Source organism: Psychrobacter pygoscelis (assembly GCF_004335015.1).
Classification (GTDB): Bacteria; Pseudomonadota; Gammaproteobacteria; order Pseudomonadales; family Moraxellaceae; genus Psychrobacter; species Psychrobacter pygoscelis.
On sequence record NZ_RQRU01000001.1, the window covers coordinates 100240 to 118531 of the forward strand.

Consider the following 18292-nt stretch of genomic DNA (forward strand, 5'->3'; position numbering starts at 1 on the left):
TATTGCAATGTAAGGACAGCAAGGGACATAGCAATACAGACAGCAACGTAGATAATAATAAAAATAACCCAAATCAACTAGCTTAGGGGCTTATCTGAAGGCCATTACTATATTTAGGAGCGGGCATGGCGTCACAATTTCAACTTTTTGAACATCGTCGATTTACGTCGATGTTTTTTACCCAGTTTTTGGGGGCGTTTAATGACAATGTCTTCAAACAGGCCTTAATCTTGGTGCTAACTTTTAGTGCAGCAAGTAAAATAGGTATGGAGATTAGCATATTAAACAATCTGGCCGCGATGTTATTTATCCTGCCTTATTTTTTATTCTCGGCACTAGCCGGTCAGCTAGCAGATAAGTATGAAAAGTCTAAGCTTACCCAAGCGCTAAAATTGCTTGAACTATCCATTATGCTAATCGCTGCTATTGGCTTTGTCATGGAGTGGTATCCTCTGCTATTTGTGGCTTTATTTTTGATGGGCACGCACTCTACTTTATTTGGACCAATCAAGTATGCTTACTTGCCTCAAGCAATGCACAGTGATGAGCTGGTTGGTGCCAATGGCTTATTTCAGATGGGTACTTCGTTGGCTATCTTATTGGGTATGATTGTGGCTGGATTGCTATCGCAGACAGCTACACCATTATACTGGGTGAGTGCCTGCGTGATTGTAATCGCTATCTTGGGCTATATCGCCTCGCGGTTTATACCACTTACTCCTGCTATGCAGCCCTCTTTAAAGGTCAACTGGAATATCATCACCACCAGTGTGGCGACTATTAAATATTTATATGCACTGCCCTATCTATTCTTTGTCATTATAGGGAATAGCTGGTTTTGGTTCTATGGTGCGACATTTTTGACACAGACCCCCGAATTTAGCAAAGTTATCTTGCATGGCAATGAGGCCGTGGTTATCTTATTGCTGACGTTATTCTCTGTCGGCGTGGCCATTGGCTCGCTACTTTGTAAAACCTTGACCAAAAACCAAGTTAGTTTAAGACTACTGCCTTTTGGTAGCGCAGGGCTAAGTATCTTTGCCATTGACTTATATCTATCGCTATCTGGTCTATCTATTGCCGCCACAGCTTTACTCGGGGTCACAGAGCTGACCCAGATAGCGGGTAGCTGGCGCGTATTTTTTGATTTATTTATGCTAGGATTTAGTGGTGGTATCTACATCGTACCGTTATATGCCTCAATGCAGGCTTATGCACCGCCAAGCCACCGCGCACGAGTGGTCGGCGCTAATAATATTTTTAACGCCCTATTCATGGTCAGCTCTGCTATCTTTGCGATAGTGATACTTAATGCCTTCAAGCTTAGCCTACCGCAGTTATTTTTGGTGAGTGGTATATTAAATTTGCTCTTTGGGACCTTTTTATATATTAAACTAAATAAACACGCTAAAAATGCCGTCATTCAAAACCAAGATACCATTTATCAAGATAGTGAGAATGACCAAACTAAGAGTACTCTGGGTACTGCTGAGCAGGGTGCTGTTGATACAGACAACATCTAGTCGAGTCTAGATAAAAGAGTCATCATAATATGATGCGCAACTGGTACAAATTTCTCTGGTATGCGGCGGGCATGCCGACAGAGGCTGCGAAAAATTCATCCCAGTATCGCTGTATCATTGTTATCATGAACTTACTCTAGATAATGTCATATCGTGATTCTGAATCAGAATGACTGCTTTTTATATAATAGTAAAGCAACCTCTTCGGCACCATTAATTTTGGGCTGTAACGTTATATAATTTTTTATATCTGACTAATACCAAGGAGATGATCATGGCACTGCGCGCTCTTACAAAAGTAGATAATATGCTGCTAAGCTTAGATCAAGCTCTGCGTGCTGTTGTTCCTCACTCGAACCCTTCCACTCGCCCGCTTCCGGTTAGAGATACAAGCCTTCCTGAGCTGACCATCACCGAGTCTCGACATGTCGCAGGACTCATGCGCATCAACCATACTGGAGAGGTCTGCGCCCAAGGCCTATATCATGGTCAGGCCTTTACAGCCAAAGATGAGCAGGTCAAAGCTGCGATGCATCACTCAGCTCTTGAGGAGGTCGATCACTTGGTCTGGTGTGAGACCCGACTAGAAGAGCTGGGCAGCCATCCTAGTGTGTTTACACCATTGTGGTATGGACTCTCTTTTGGGTTAGGCGCTGTAGCAGGGGCAGTCTCCAACGAATTTAGCTTAGGCTTTGTCGCTGAGACTGAAGCTCAGGTAAGTGAGCATCTGCAAGATCATATCAAGCAGCTGCCCCCACAAGATCTGCGTACACGGGATATTTTAGCGCAGATGGATGTCGAAGAGCTGCATCATCGTGAAATGGCATTGGACAATGGCGGTCATGCGCTGCCTAAGCCAATTAAGCATGGTATGCGCTGGATGGCCAATCGGATGAAAGACGTGGCCTACCATCTTTAAGTATGACACCAAATTAGAAAGCTAAATTACAGATCTAAGTTAGAGCTGATAGAACGCGTAGTTAGAGGCTACATTGAGGCGTTCGCCTACTTACCTGCGTTTAACGTTTGATATGGTAAATGTGATTTATTACAGATTGGTTTAATTTGCTTAGGCTATTTTAATAGGCAGCTTGGTGAATGCGAATCAAACCTTTTTCGCTATGCTTCTGACTTATTTTTTAACAATCCTACTACTGAGTGACTGGCTTACTATTTGCTAGGGTAATTAGCATTCATGCTTTGACTCAAGTGGCTCAATTATAGACCTGCCTCCATCTTAGGTAGCCCTAGAAAGCTTGGAGTATCTTAGAGTATGTAGAGACATGCTTTTGAGATGCGGGTAGAATATATCTAAGTTCAGGTATATAGCTGCCTCACTATTTATCATCTTCGACTTTTGAGTTTTAGCAACACCTTTTATATATTTAGAGTTTTTATTGTAGACATTCACATAGGTAAAATAACGTATGAAACGACCAATTCCTGCTTTTTCCTGCGCGCTGCTAGCCACTGCCTGCTTATCAGTTATGACCTCTGCGGCGCAAGCAGCTCCTCAGGCGGACTCTCAGCTAACTGTCCCTAGTGCTATTGACTCAAGTAGACGTATTATTCGTCCTGCTGGCGCAGCGGCTCAATCTACCAACACGGCTCAGCCTGAGCAGCAGCAAGATGTCCAACGAATTGCTCAACAACCTGCCCCTAGTGCTTCAGTAGCCGCAGCATCTGCTGATCCAGAAACGACAGTACGCCGCTATCAGCCGCCTCAAGTCAATCCGTTAGCGGATACAGGCTTAGATTTAAGCCAAGGGCAGCTTGGTAATATCCCAGCGCCGACTACCTCAGTATCTGATATTAGCTTTGTAGAAACGGTGCTAATCCCGCAGACCACAGATAATAGAGGCAATCAGCTAGACGTTAGCCTACTGGATGATTTCATCAAAGACGTCTCTCCTAATGCTCGTCACTACCCACCAAACTTCCCTAACCGCTCTCAGCGCTATAATACTCGTGAAAAAATCAAAGTATTGAGTGAGTGGATTGAGCCTTATGCTAGCGCCCCAAATGCCTCTTATGAGGTACTTCTTCGCGCTGCTAAGCTAAATGGTATGGGGCGTAACCTTGACCTAGGATCAGACTATGCAGTCCGTGCTAGTACTTATGTGGCCAATGCTATCACCCTGCAACCAAATAGCGGTGAAGCCAACTTCCTATATGGCATGATGTTGACTGAAGGTGGCGGCTTTAAAGAAGGTAAAAAATATCTTGATAGAGCAGTCGCTCAAGGCTATACCGAAGCGGAGCAAAGCCTTGCCCAATCTGACTTATTAAGTGATAACCGCAGCGGTGCATTAGAACGCTTACGCCAGCTTAAACTGCGCCTACCAAACGACCCAATCCTTGATCAACAAATCAAACTGGTCGAAGATGGTAAATTCTACATCTGGGACATCCCTGCCCCAGACATTAATGTGAAGCCAGTATCATAATGACATGACTGGTTGAGTATCATTAGCTATTAAAGTTATCAATAAATCCTAATCAAAGTCCTCCTAAATTAGGGGGGCTTTTTTGATGGTGGCGCTTTGACATAGGCAGTAACAATCCCACTAAGCGCCATTGACATTGGACCAACCTTAACTTTATTAGTTAATTCAGTAAAATAAGCAGAGATTGATAATTATTAATGGTATATTTTGTAGTTAACTCTTTATCCACTTGGGGCGCTTAATGTCAGCTTTTTGCTCAAAAAACCTTGCGAAGTTGTCAAGGTACTCGCGTCAAGCCTGCTTCCACCTATTGCCACTCCGCTGTTCAACCTTATTATTTTCGGCTTTATCTCAGTCTTTTAGGTCTTGCTCAAGGTTGACACCGAGGCCCAACAATCTCATTTGGCAACGACGCAAACCCCTTATCGCTGCGTTAATGATAATGACCTTGAGTGCTTGTACCACTGTCCAAGTCAATAAGCAGAGCGCTGCTGACACGCTGGTCGCTCAACGTGGCAATGTCGTCACTAATGATGAATTGAGTACCGCTACCTCCTCAGCTTTATTATCTGCTGGTCTAAATGAAGAAGCCTGTATGCTTAGCTTTGCGCAGTGCCTGAATCAGCTCTCAGACAGTCTATTTGACGAGCAGCACCGTCAAGCGCTAGCCATATTTGCTGAGCTGCACTACAGCAAAGCCCTACGGTTAAGTAATTCTGAAGCTTGTAGACATTCCCTTAAGCGGCCGCCTTTAGATCCATATTATGCCAATGCACCGTTACCTGCTAATGAAGCGATAAGACAAAGGCAGCTGACCCAGTCTTGTCTCAATCAGTACTATGCTGAACTTTTAGAGTCCGTCAAATATAGCTATGCTTATCTATTCTATGATGTATTAGAGCATGATTTTGCCAAGTCCAATAATGCTACCGCTTCTCTGAGTCGCCGACTTCCAAGTGAGATGGATATCCAAACTCAAGATATCTATAACGTCGCTAGCAATGACATTATCACCCAGCTCTATAAGTTTTCAGAGACCAATAAACCAATATTTAATGGTGTCATCGAAGTAGAGCATTTACCCATAGCAGCGAGTACAGCAAGCGGCGACCAAAACCCTTCGAGCGCGATGCACAACAAAACCGATCAAGTTGAGGCAATGCGCGTTCACGTTGGTGCAGATGTTGATAAATATCGACTCAATGTTTATCTGCCTAACGAAGACAACTATCTAATGAATACTAGCAGTAAAAACCTTGCTATTACTGATCTGGTCTCTACTTATGAGCTACGACTGTCAGGGCTGAACTCTATCAGCAAGCGCGATGGCTTCGGCATTAGTTTTGTCGCCTCATTAGATGATCGTTATACCACCTCTATTCGCCAGCTATTAAGCGCCTCCTTGCCCACTGCGATAAGCAAAGCTGATCGCGTGGAAGATGATAGCGATCCAAGTAGCAGAATCTACCCAACCGGTCAGTTATTGCTGTCTGGGCTAATCCAGCCTAAGGGTGACACCATCTTAGAGGTACTGTCACAAAATAATTTAGACATTCACCTGTACAATCCATATCGAACAGAGCAGGTCAACTTGCTTGGCGATGAGTATCCACTAGCGGCTAACTTCTCAGCCAGCTATGGTCTATGGCTTGCAGAAAATGAGCTAAGCGGTGTCGGCTACTTGAATTTATTAGCGCCTCAATCTGCTCCTAGCCTACCTAGACTATTTATGCTGGAGCCTTACGACCCTGATAAACGAGTGATTATCATGCTTCATGGTTTAGCTTCTAGTCCAGCGACTTGGGTCAATCTAACCAACGATATCTTTAACGATGCAGCGCTAAGAGATAACTATCAAGTATGGCAGATTTTCTATCCCACCAATTTACCTATTTTAGAGAATCGTTATCAGATTCAGCAGCTGCTTGAGAGCGCTTATCAGCAAACTGACCCCTCTGGCAGCCATCCTGCCAGTCATAATAGTGTCATTATCAGCCATAGTATGGGGGCCGTTATTGCCAGAATGCTGGTATCAAATGATGACCTATCGAATCGCCTCGATACCTTGAATGCTAGTAGCACTATCAATAGCCGTAATGATAAAGACCCTTATAACATGTCAGCTCCTGAAGGCAATAGTGAACCAACCAACCAACAGTCTGCCCAAGCTATAAATAACACCATCAATGATGCCAAGCAGATAAAGGCTGATCGTCAGCTAAGTGCGATGCTCAAATCTACCTATGGCAATGAAGCACTCTCTGAGCGATTTAAATTACAGCCACTAGATCAGGTCGATACAGTGGTGTTTTTGAGTGCGCCATTTCGTGGCACTGACTACGCCGATCGTTGGTTTACTAGAGCACTTCGGCGCATTATTCACTTACCTATCGGCCTCGTTCAGACGGTGACCAGTAATTTGACAACTATTGCCACTCAAGGTGAGCTGGCACAAAACCCATTGGGTGCTCTGTATCTACAAAATGGCGCTAGTCAGCTTAGTGATCGCTCTTCTTTTATCCAGTTGACCAAAGATATCGATATCGTTCCTGATGTTACTTATCACTCCATCATTGCCAATGCGGACTCTGATATTGCTGTAGGACTAGCGCAGCTTGAGTCTAGTATGACCAAGCTGGACTTAGCACCAGCTCAGGCCAATCAACCAAGTAAATCCAGTTTCAATGTCGATAGGGTCAGCATTAGCGATACTAAGTCAAGGACGGTACAAGAAAATCTCTTAGAAGATACCACCACCATCTCTGACGATGAGTCAGTAGCTACTGGAAGTCTGGATAACTTAGAAAACTTAGAAAACTTAGAAAACTTAGAAAACTTAGAAAACTTAGAAAACTTAGAAAACTTAGAAAACTTAGAAAAATCGAAAAGTCTAGAGACTTTACAGGCGTCGAAGTCGTTGGCTGATGGCGAGGAGAATGCCTCTACCTCATCCGCTAACACCCCTCATATTGCCGCAGTAACGGTCGAAGAAGATCTAGGAGAGGCGCTTACTGATAAATTATCAGACGGTATCGTTCCGTACAAAAGCGCGCATCTTGAAGGCGCTGCTTCTGAAACCATAATCAGTGGGGGTCATAGTATCCAAGAGAATCCCCAGACTATTCTAACTCTGCGGCGAATCTTGCATCAGCAGCTTAAACAATAACTGGCTTGAACGGTTATGGTTTAATCGCCAGCTAATCGCTTTGAATTAACTACTCAGTCAATCTGTGATTGCAGTAACAAAATTAGCAGTGACAAGATTAACAGTGACAAGATTCAGTTAAGACTAATCGTTAAAAAAGCTAGGCACTAAAGAAGCGTAATCATGTAATAAATTTACGTAATAAGTGGTCTATTTGTACAAGTAAGTTATATAACCATTTTACTGCAAATTTGCTACAGAGTAACAAAGAGAGATTTACACAGTCTCAGACATACTATAGCTTCTAGCGATTGTGTTTCTAACCATTGCTAATATCATGTCAGTTTTAAATAGGTTTGCTATAGGTTGTATTTTAAGACGATGCTAGGTGAGATGACTATCAATGCCACCACTTAAGCGTATAATATAGCCTGTTGCCAGTCAGCTACCCAAAAGGTATATCTATGCTAGCCTTATTTTCACTTTATCAGCTAGATGCGGTGCTTTTAGCCCGTATTCAATTCGCATTTGTCGTCTCTTTTCACATTGTCTTTCCCGCCTTTTCTATCGGCCTTGCCAGTTGGCTTACGGTACTTGAATTTCGTTGGCTTAAGACCGGCAAGCCTATCTACGCTGAAGTCTATAAACATTGGATTAAGATTTTTGCAGTAGTCTTTGGTATGGGTGTCGTATCGGGCGTCGTGATGTCCTACCAATTCGGCACCAACTGGGCGGTATTTTCCGATAGGGCCGGTAACGTACTAGGCCCCCTACTGGCCTATGAAGTCCTTACTGCTTTCTTCCTTGAAGCTTCATTTTTGGGCATTATGCTATTTGGTTGGGGCCGAGTCAGTAAGCGGATGCACTTTGCCGCGACCGCAATTGTCGCCATTGGTACATTAATCTCTGGCTTCTGGATTTTATCAGCCAATAGCTTTATGCAGACGCCGCAAGGATTTTCTATCGGTGCTGATGGGCTACTCTATCCTGTAAATTGGCTTGAGATTATATTTAACCCCTCATTCCCCTATCGCTACGCGCATATGATTACCGCCGCGTTCTTGACCACGGCGTTCGTGGTAGGTGGTATTGGTGCTTATTACTTGCAGTCCAAGCGTCATATTCCCCATCGTGAACATGGTAAGGTAATGCTAGGAATGGCCATGCTAATGGCAATATTCATCGCGCCGCTACAAGCCTTCATTGGTGATGAACATGGCTTGAACACCCTTGAGCATCAGCCTGCTAAAGTGGCTGCAATGGAGGGGATTTGGGAAGATGAACGTGGTGCTGCGCTTAGGCTATTTGCTATTCCGGATCAAGACAATCAAACGAACAAATATGAAGTGAAGATCCCTTATCTCTCAGGGCTTATTCTTACTCACTCCCTTGATGGAGAAGTGAAAGGTCTTAAAAACTGGGCACCTGAAGACCAGCCTCCTGTCATTATTACCTTTTGGGCATTTCGCTTTATGGTAGGTATTGGCCTACTGATGATAGCTGTCGGTCTATTTAGTGCTTATAAATACTTCAAAAAAGAGCACTTTGATCGTACTAGTGTTTGGTTCCATAGGTCGTGGATGATGATGATGCCACTAGGCTTTATTGCCTTGTTAGCTGGCTGGTTCGTCACCGAAACCGGCCGCCAGCCTTATACAGTATATGGGGTGATTCGAACGGTAGATAGTGTCTCACCTCTCGCGGCTGAGCAAGTTGCCACTACCCTGCTTGGCTTTATTATTATGTATACTCTAGTCTTCGGTGCAGGTACTTTCTATATTTTGAGACTAATCGGTCAAGGTCCTAAGCCTTTTGAAGACCCCTCTGACGATCATTTCTATGACCATACCCTCACTGAGGGTCAGGGCCGTAAGCTCAGTGGTGATGACAAACCAGCAGAACATACTAAGACACCAGAGCATGGTAATGAAGATTTGGACAAGCCTGCAGATGATAAGCAAGACGGAGGAATGCGCTAATGTTTAACTTCGGTGATGTACTGGATTTGCCACTGATTTGGGGCGGCCTTATTGCTCTAGCGGTATTTATTTATGTCTTACTCGACGGCTTTGATTTGGGCTGCGGCATCTTATTCCCATTTGCTGGGTCTGACAAAAACCGCAGTCGAATTATGAACTCTATTGCCCCATTTTGGGATGGCAATGAGACTTGGCTGGTACTGGGTGGTGGCGGGCTATTTGCTGCTTTCCCAGTAGCTTACGGGGTTATCATGACAGGGCTATACTTGCCTGTCATCTTAATGCTCTTTGGTCTTATTATGCGCGGCGTGGCTTTTGAGTTTCGCTTTAAGTCCAACGCTCGGCGTTTTATTTGGGACGCCTGTTTCTTTATTGGCTCAGTCGTTGCTACCTTTTGTCAAGGCATCATGCTCGGCGCGCTAGTACAAGGTATTGAGTCGAGTAATAGACTGTTTAGTGGTGGCCAATATGACTGGCTATCCCCTTTTACGATTGTCTGCGGCTTCGCTTTGATTATAGGCTATGCCCTTTTAGGCTCTACTTGGCTTATTATCAAAACTGAACACAAACTTCAAATCTGGGCGCGAAAAATCTCAGAATGGTTGTTAGTTGCGCTCATAGTGGCTATGGCTGTCGTGACTGTATTTATGTATTTCTCATCTATTGAGGCCGTTGAGCACTGGTTCACCCTGCCTGACATGCTGTTTATGCTGCCCATGCCGCTCATCGTCGCAGCTTTATTCTATTTTATGCGTAAAGATCTGAAAACTGATCGCGAATATCGACCATTTCTACTGACAGTCGCAATGTTCTTAATGGGCTATATTGGGGTTTGTATTGCCGTATTCCCTAATATTGTCCCCTATAGCATGACCATTTATGAGGCAGCAGCTGCCGATACCTCTCTGTCCTTTATGCTTATCGGCGCGGGAATTATGTTACCTATTATTCTCAGCTATACTGGTTATGCCTATTACACCTTTAAGGGTAAAACTGATCATGAGCATATGTATTAATCTAGCCACTTATGCCTCTTGAACTGCCAAACTCAATACAGGGGATTACCGTGAAAAAACTCAGTAAAAAACAGTCTCAATGGGCATGGTTCATCGGTCTGTATTTAGCCGGGTTTTTAACTATATTTACCATTGCCCAACTTATAAAGTGGGCAATGGGGATTTGACTGAACAAGTTAAAAATAAGGGGCTGTCCTAAATAATTTTACTTATCTAGGACAGCCCCTCAAAGAATCACTGTTAAAGTTTCTTATTGCGATAGGTGAGGTCGTTGTTATCGCTCCCCCAAACCCTCTGAAAGTGTTTTAGTAATAGGTTTGGTGAGATAGGACAATACCGTTCTTTCCATGGCTTTGATATCCACAGATGCTGTCATACCCGGCTTGATAACGATTTCATCACCACGCCCTTTAAACTCAACCCCAGTAATCACAATTTGAACACGATAATAAGGCTCTTCCCCCTTAGGGGTTTGCTCCATTAAAGTATCTGGACTGATATAGTTGACTTTGCCATTCATAGCGCCAAATATCGAGTAGTCATAGGCATCAAGTTTCACATTCGCATCTTGTCCTTCTTTAACATAGGCAATATCTGCCGGACTTACTTTGGCCTCGACAATAAGCTCACTACTGGTCGGCAATATCTCCATGATAACTTCACCTGGTTTCACCACACCGCCAATAGTAGTGACATTGATATTATTAACCTTACCGTCAGTTGGGGCCATCAGTCGCTTTTCTTCAAGAACTTGAGCTCGGTCACGAAGCTGCTCAATCTCGGTATCAAGATCTTCTTGAGCTTTAGTCATCTCCGCTTGCGCATCTTCAAAGTACTTATTGCGCTTATTATTGATCTGTGCTTCGATATCAGCCACCTGTCGACGCAGCTTAATGACATCTGCTTGACTCACATCGCCATATTCTAATAAAGGTTCATTCATACTTAGCTCCTTTTGCGCAAGGACCAGCATTTTCTCTAATGATGATACATCTTCATTAATCGCTTGCCGGCGGCGATTATATAGCGCGGTTTGGTTTTGTACGTATTCAGGATACTTCTGCACATCATCTGAAAACCTAAGAGGCTGCTCAAATATTTCAGCATTTAATCTCGCCAGCTGCGCTTTTAGTGCGGCTGTCTTAGAGGCAGAGTTAGCAACTGCAGCCTGTGCCCGCTCTTCCTCAAGCACCACTAAAAGCTGACCTTTTTTGACATCCTCACCTTCTGATACAGCAAGCTGCGTTAACACGCCACCTTCAGAGGCTTGGATTTCTTGAGTACGGGCGCTGGCAATAACGGTGGCTTTTGCACGAGTCACTTGATCAATCTCAGCAAAATAGGCCCAAACGACCAAGATAATAATACCAATTAAGGCGATCCAGATACTCAATCTTGCCCGGCCTATCTTCGGTTTTGTGGGCGTATACTTATAGTCTGACATACCTATTCACCTATCTAATTATTTTAGTCTTCTAACAGTGTATCGTCTGACTGTGGTTTAATTTTTACCTCTGTTATTGACCCTGAAAATAGACGAGGCGAGGGCTTTGGTGGCGAATTTTCACTACCACTACCTTTTTGATTGGTTGCTGAGTCTTGCTTGGCACCTTGCGGCTTTATTTTGATTTGACTAGTGACTTGAGGCTTGGCCGAATCTATGGTCGCTGCTACTGAGTCATTATCAGCCGGTTTTTGCTCAGCAGCTTGCGGTTTTATTTTAATTTGGCGTATCGTCGCTGTTGATGGCTGTTGCGAATTTAGCCCATCAGAATTAGGCGACTTAGGTGTTCCGCTCTGAGGGGCTGAATCTCGCTTATCCTCAACCGCTTTTTGTTTAGCAGTCAATTGTGCTTTATTTTTTTCATTCTTTGTCAATTCATTAAGTACAGCCTGCTTAGGTCCATCCATAATGATGCGCTGATTATCCATAATAATCAGTCTATCCACTAAATCTAACAGCGCCGTTTTATGAGTTGAGACAATAAATGTCTGACCGTCTTGAAGCTCGTGACGTAGCACTTGTAGGCAGCGCTGCTCTTGGCGATTATCCATTGAAGCCGTCGGCTCGTCTAACAAAAATACATTGGGCTTGGTCAATAATAGCCGCGTAAACGCCACTAGCTGCTTCTGACCACCTGACAGACCGCGCCCACCTTCACTAATCGGCAAATCCAATCCACTTGAGTGGCTCGACACCAGATTGATCAGTCCTGTTTTGATTAACGCTTCGTGCAGGACATCATCATCCGGCGCTGCCATACCGATCAGCAAATTCTCTCTTAAAGTCCCTTGGAACAGTCGGTGATCTTGCTGAAGATAGCCAATACGCTCACTTAGAGTCTCTCGACTAATCTGCTGAATGTCCAAACCATCCAATAGCAATCGACCTTGCGTCGGTGCATACAACCCTGATAACAGCTTTAATAAAGTAGACTTTCCTGATCCTATTGGCCCGAGTATCGCAATACGCTCACCAGGGCGAATGACCAGTTTAGGAACATTGACAGCAGCACGGTCATTACCTTGATAGTTAAAGATCAAACCATCACACTCATACGAGCCTCGAATGTGGGTAGGAGATAAGGGATAATTTACCCCGTGATTGTCTTGTTCTAGATTAAACAATGAATCGATATTGCGTTTGGCCGCTTTGGCATGGGCATATTGCACCAACAGATTAGGAATACTCATAACGGGCGCTAATACTCTACCACCCAATATAGAGCTGGCTATAAGTCCGCCAATGGTCATATCTCCTCGCATGACCACAAATGAGCCAACAATCACAATACCGACATAGCTGATCTGCTGAAGCATCTGGGTAAAATAACTTAGATTATCATTCGCATGCTTCATATCTAGGTCGTTCTTGATAGTGATATCCATCACATCAAGCCAGCGGGATAGAAACTTCCAACTGCCCGCCCCTGCTTTAATGGTTTCAACCCCTTCGACAGCTTCAACAAGAAGCCCCGTCTTATAATAAGAAGCACTTGCTCCCTCAGCGGCAATACTGTCAATACGCTTTCGCGCAGTAAGACCCATAGTAATGGCGATAGCTGCAGCGATAATAGGAACAATAGCGACCAGTGGTGAAGCAATAAAGGCAATCAAAGTAATAAAAATAATGGTCATGGGTAAGTCGACCAGCCCAAACAAGGTACTGGCGGTAAAAAAGCTACGGACTTGCTCATAGCCGCGAAGCTGTGCAGCCATAGTACCCACCGAACCTGGCATCTGATCAATTCTTACCTTTAATAGGCGCTGAAAGACTTCCCGTGACAAACACTGATCCAAGCCGACGACGACTTTATCCATAATGCGCGATCGGGCGAACTTCATAAAGGCTTCGAATAATATGATTAATCCGACCCCACTCGCTAAGATAATCAGCGTATATTCGCTACGCGTCGGAATAACTCGGTCGTATACTTGCATCGAAAATAGCGATACTGCCAATGCCAGCATATTAATCAGAAATGATGCAATGACTGCTTCAAGGACAATATGCTTATAATTGCGAAGGTCGGTCTTTAATAAGTCAGAAAAAGAAGCTGTACGTTTTCGAATATGGTCTTCTTTTAAGCGAACACGTAAGATGATAGACAGCTCATCGGTCCGAGAATGGGTCTGGCGATCAGACTGCTTAAAGTTCCAGTTGCCTTGTGGCGTCTGGCCATCTAGCACCCCCCAACCCATATCTTTACGGTAAGCTAACAACGGTAAAAATGCCGGATCTGGACGCTCTAGTATCTCCGGTAAGTCTTCAACCCCTACCCCTTGAAGTACGGAGATTACACCGCCTAGGGTATTGATACCTTCTGCCTTATTATCAGCGGCCTTTTTTGCGTGGCGAGTTACAATCTCTTGTAGTCGAACATTATCTACCGGATAACCCTGCTGACTAAGCAAGTGTCTAATAGCATCCACTAGTGTCTGTCCCACTAGGGGCTGCTCACATAGCGACTCAGGCTTGTCTGATTCATCGAAGTTAGACGTTGTAGATTGACAATTTGCACGCATACCAGTCACTTATTTAATGGCTAAAGGTTAAAATCAGCATAAAATCAAAAGTACCACAATTATTATGGCAATCTTTATTGTCGTACTCATGCTACCTAAGAGGTAGCACTATTACATGTCAGCGCACTAGCTGCGGCCCTACATTGGTATCATATTGCTTCGGTATCATGCTGCTTCCTACTTAGTAAGTTACCCAACAGTTAGTCCTCTGGTAAAGGATCTTCTGCTGACCCAGCATCAAGCGTCAGCTCCTTACTTGCTGAGTCAGCAATTGGCGTGATATCTGAAGGTGTATTAATTATTATGGAGCTATCTGTAAGGGTGGTATCTATTGCACCATTGTCTGATGGCTTGATATTCAATACTTCGTTATCTATCGAATCATTGGTTATGGGTGCCTGATTGGTATCTGGACTATCAGCAATAGTAATCCCTTCACCGTTGTGGGTCACTCGAATCATCTCCCCTCTATCCAAACCTTGAGCGGCGGTAGCAGGCAGTCTTACTTCAACAAAAGACTGAGAATCTGGCACACTATAGCCAAGCGCACGACTTTGGTTACTGACGTCTTGTTTTTTCAACCAATCTTTTACTGGATCTATAGGTTTAAACAGCCTTACAGGCTGACGATTATGCGCAAACTGCTGCCATAGCATTAAGCCAAAATCCACTTGCAGCTTATAAAATGCGCCCAATATGTCAGCGCGAGTCTGTACCAGCTGAATCTGGTAGTCACTGTGCTCACGAACAGCATTTAGCACCTCGAGCCATGACTTTCGACCAGCGATAAACTGTCTCCGGTAGGAGTTAACTACAATCTGAGCACCTGCTACGGCCGCAATCAAAGACGCTTCACGATCCTTGGCACTGGCAAACTGCTGATATTGCACTTGGATGTCTTCCATCACATTACGCCGTTCGGCTTCTTGGTTTTGCACCAGACTGTTCACTCGAGCTTGAGAGGCGCGAGCAAGAGCAAAGTTTGAAAATCCAGCACCGGGATCATAGCTCAGCCCTAAGGATAGCTTGCCATCATCTTCTTTATTCTGATGATAATAAGCGTGCTCGTACTGAGCATAAAGCATGGGGTAGCGTGACGCACGCTGTGCTTCTACCTCTTGCTTAGCAGACTCAATCTGAAAGTGCTCTTTGACCACGGTCGGATTATAAAAACTGGCTCGGTTAAATGCCATTTGCTCAAAGCCTATAGATTGTCTTTTTGCCATATCTACCAATACTTCTAGCTGGGGAACGCTAAGCGCACTACCTTGCGACAATGGTTGACCAATAATTTGCTCTAATCGAGCAGCAGCAATACGTTGCTGCTCAGCTGCTGCTTGGTAAGCATTTTGCTCCTGCAAAATACGGTTGGTTACCAGATCAAGCTCAATTCGAGCAGAAACACCTTGCCCTACTCGGCGCTGCATCATCGCCTCAAAGTCGTTTAGCTGTTCTAAATTGGCGAGATAGACTCGCTGCTGAGCCACTGCGGTAATGTAACTCTGCCAAGCATTAATAGTCGTTTTTGCCACTTGATTTTGCTGCTCATAGATACGCTCTATCGCAGCTTTGTCATCAAATATGGCTTGATTAACATTGGCTGTTAGCTTACCGCCAGTCCAAAGTGGCTGCCGAATTGTGACCTGAGATACCAGATCATCGTCTCTGTCGTAGCCGGAAGTAATACTGGGTGTGGGTAGCAGGTTTAACTTGGCGGCCGTGATACCTTCAACAGTAGCTTGCTGCTCAGCGCGAGCTGAACCTACCAAAGGGTGCGTCTGAATTGCTTGGGTTATGAGTGAATTTATCTGAACATCTGTGACTGCGGCACTAGCATAGGAAGAGGCACTCAGCCAAGTCAGCAGACATGCTGACAATAGACGGCTGAGAAGATAGCTCGTTCGCTCTTGAAGACATGGCATAACCTATTGACTTTCCTATAATAATTTCACTTTCATTTGTAATTTTTTTTAATTAAGGTGGCATAAGATTCATGCTTAAGATAAAAATTTATTTTAAATCCATATCTATGGATAAATTAGTATGATTTAATCGTTATTTAGCAACATTTAACCAATTATATCTATTTAATAGCATAATTAGTAGACATTTTTCTAGTTAATAACTGGTAGTTTATAAATACCTAAGATTGAAGTAAGGTCATCTTTGTGTAATTTTTATATCGACCTCAAGCTTCCATGCAGTTGACATCTATTTGGATCAAGCGTATTTTCCTCACAGCCCTTTATTTCATTGACTCTAGTCACACGCCTATTAGCAGTTTAACTTAACCTATAGCCTTGCACTATAAAAAATAGCGAACGTTATCATAAGTTATTTACCATAATATAAATGAACAAATATTGGTTAATAATATAGGCGGCTGCATGATAAATTCAAACTAATGATAAACCGTAGAAACGCTAGACAACTATGATGGCAAGTCCTCATGGGTTACAACGATAAACTCTTGTAATACCCCTCCACACTCCTTAATAAATAGATGTTAATAAATAGATGGGTAGATGCCTTATCAATGCCCTTAATAGCTATTTAATTATTAACACAGGTATAAAAAAACCCTCATGAAGAGGGCGAACTTCTGTCTAATCAGCAGGTGTTATATTATTGAGTAAATCGTACGGTCTGTCAGTGTTATATAACTTGATCCAACCTTCGGTCAGCTGATTAATCTCGTTTAAATTATTGAAAAGTTAGCAGTCTAAAACCTCAGTGCGATAACTGCGATTCAGTCTTTCAATATATGCCGTACTTACAGCATAGCTCTTGAGCAGGTATTCTTATCCTTGTTTCAGCTTCTTTTAAAACAGCTACTAATTGAGCTTCGGTCATGCGTTTGCTCATAGTAAAACGCCGTATGGTAATTTTATAAAAAACTCTATGGCAGAGCTGTGTTATTTTAGGGGATAGTGACAGCATTAAACAAAGTGTTTATACAGTTTATTTTCCGAAAAAATGAGATATCAATAATCCAATCACAGCCTTACCGTTGTGCGGCCTTATCGTGCAGATTAGATAACAGTTGGATAGATAGTATTTTAAATATAAACATAAGTTTTTTTTAAAATTGATACTATGCTGAATCTTAAAGAGATAAAATAAATAAGAATGGTATGCAAATTTAAGATAACAAGTCATGACGACTGATACTCTTTATATGACCGACTAACCCTTAATCACTATGATAAATATATATTATGGCTACGAAGACTAAAGATACATGGATTCCTGCCCTACTTCTGGCAATCCTTGTGCATATCATAATATTCGTACTTATCTTTATTAATTATACTGATAACAATACGGTTGGTGACTCAAGCGCCATTGAGTACCCTCACCCAAGCCCAGCCTTAAATTCAGACCTAAAAATAGACACAGCGAAACAGCAGACAATTGATACGGTGCTTACTGTAGACAACAAAGAGAACGATAGCTCAGAGCATAAAACGACAATTTCTAAAACTGCCGCGGTTAATAGTTCAAACCATAAAAGAAGTCAGTCAACCCTATCGCCCGTAATAGCTGATGAGCAAATGCCGCAGCCGAACTTAGATAATGCGAGCAAGGCTTTGAATGAAGGGGCAGTCAATAGGGAAAACGGTGAGATGAATACGTTGGCAGCAAACGCGTTAACGGCTAGCGCAGCATCGGCATTGACTAGTGATAATGACAAAAAGATAAAGGGCACTTCCAAGCAGCCCAGTAGCACGCTACCATCAGAAAATGAGAGGAATAGGGATATAGATACTAAGGAGACAGACGCCAATAAGTCTGCAAATCCATTGACAGTGCCTGCGACCAACCCTGCTCTTTTGGATATGGATACGCCCAGACAAGGGGTAAGCCCGAAGCTCAATAAGCGCTATAACGAGGTGAAGTCTGAGACTGAAGCGCTAAATACTCAGCTTAGCTCAGCGATTAACGAAGTTAAAAATCGCAATCAACAAAAAATCGACCAATCACGCCATCAGCAATCCTACGCACATGCTATTGATAATGTTAAACCCATTAACAAGATGGCTAGTAGCAAAACCAGTAATGAGACTAGACTGACGCAAAACAAAGGGCCAGCAAATGAGCTGACCCCTGATGCAGTAGCCGCTGAATAACTATCAAGTGTTGTTCGACTGACTGT

At 43.4% G+C, this 18292-nt stretch carries 10 protein-coding genes and 1 pseudogene; 7 read left to right on the forward strand and 4 right to left on the reverse strand.

The genetic code is table 11. The annotated features are described in order from the left end of the window. Positions 1 to 125: 125 nt before the first annotated feature. The 6 genes from EGV92_RS00345 (at position 126) to cydB (ending at position 10110) form a co-directional block, all read left to right on the forward strand. Positions 126 to 1523, forward strand: coding sequence for an MFS transporter (locus EGV92_RS00345; protein ID WP_131667242.1), 1398 nt, complete (start codon positions 126 to 128; stop codon positions 1521 to 1523). A gap of 280 nt (positions 1524 to 1803) precedes the next feature. Next, entirely contained in the window at positions 1804 to 2442 is a 639-nt protein-coding gene (gene coq7 / locus EGV92_RS00350; RefSeq protein ID WP_242678604.1) for a 2-polyprenyl-3-methyl-6-methoxy-1,4-benzoquinone monooxygenase, read from the forward strand. Positions 2443 to 2950: 508 nt separating this feature from the next. Then, complete coding sequence (locus EGV92_RS00355; protein ID WP_131667244.1) at positions 2951 to 3970, forward strand: tetratricopeptide repeat protein; 1020 nt, start codon at positions 2951 to 2953, stop codon at positions 3968 to 3970. 442 nt (positions 3971 to 4412) lie between these two features. After that, positions 4413 to 7136 carry an esterase/lipase family protein gene (locus EGV92_RS14130; RefSeq protein ID WP_242678605.1) on the forward strand — a complete coding sequence of 908 codons (2724 nt, stop codon included), beginning with the start codon at positions 4413 to 4415 and terminating at the stop codon, positions 7134 to 7136. 443 nt (positions 7137 to 7579) lie between these two features. Further along, complete coding sequence (locus tag EGV92_RS00365) at positions 7580 to 9094, forward strand: cytochrome ubiquinol oxidase subunit I (RefSeq protein WP_131667245.1); 1515 nt, start codon at positions 7580 to 7582, stop codon at positions 9092 to 9094. Then, positions 9094 to 10110, forward strand: coding sequence for a cytochrome d ubiquinol oxidase subunit II (gene cydB, locus EGV92_RS00370; RefSeq protein ID WP_131667246.1), 1017 nt, complete (start codon positions 9094 to 9096; stop codon positions 10108 to 10110). The genes EGV92_RS00365 and cydB overlap by 1 nt, the downstream gene beginning before the upstream one ends. Before the next feature lie 274 nt (positions 10111 to 10384). Here the strand turns inward: cydB and EGV92_RS00375 are convergent, their stop codons facing one another. The 4 genes and pseudogenes from EGV92_RS00375 to EGV92_RS14320 all read right to left on the reverse strand — a co-directional run. Then, positions 10385 to 11554, reverse strand: a complete 1170-nt coding sequence (locus EGV92_RS00375; protein WP_131667247.1) for an HlyD family type I secretion periplasmic adaptor subunit — start codon at positions 11552 to 11554, stop codon at positions 10385 to 10387. A gap of 23 nt (positions 11555 to 11577) precedes the next feature. Continuing rightward, a complete protein-coding gene (locus EGV92_RS00380) occupies positions 11578 to 14136 on the reverse strand; it encodes a type I secretion system permease/ATPase (protein WP_131667248.1) in 2559 nt (852 codons plus the stop codon). A 200-nt stretch (positions 14137 to 14336) separates the two neighbouring features. Then, positions 14337 to 16058, reverse strand: a complete 1722-nt coding sequence (locus EGV92_RS00385) for a TolC family protein (protein ID WP_131667249.1) — start codon at positions 16056 to 16058, stop codon at positions 14337 to 14339. Between the two features lie 684 nt (positions 16059 to 16742). After that, a pseudogene (locus tag EGV92_RS14320) lies at positions 16743 to 16835 on the reverse strand (integrase core domain-containing protein); the annotation flags it as partial. 519 nt (positions 16836 to 17354) lie between these two features. Between EGV92_RS14320 and EGV92_RS00395 the strand changes: the two are divergent. Continuing rightward, positions 17355 to 18266, forward strand: a complete 912-nt coding sequence (locus EGV92_RS00395; protein WP_131667250.1) for a hypothetical protein — start codon at positions 17355 to 17357, stop codon at positions 18264 to 18266. Positions 18267 to 18292: the final 26 nt, after the last annotated feature.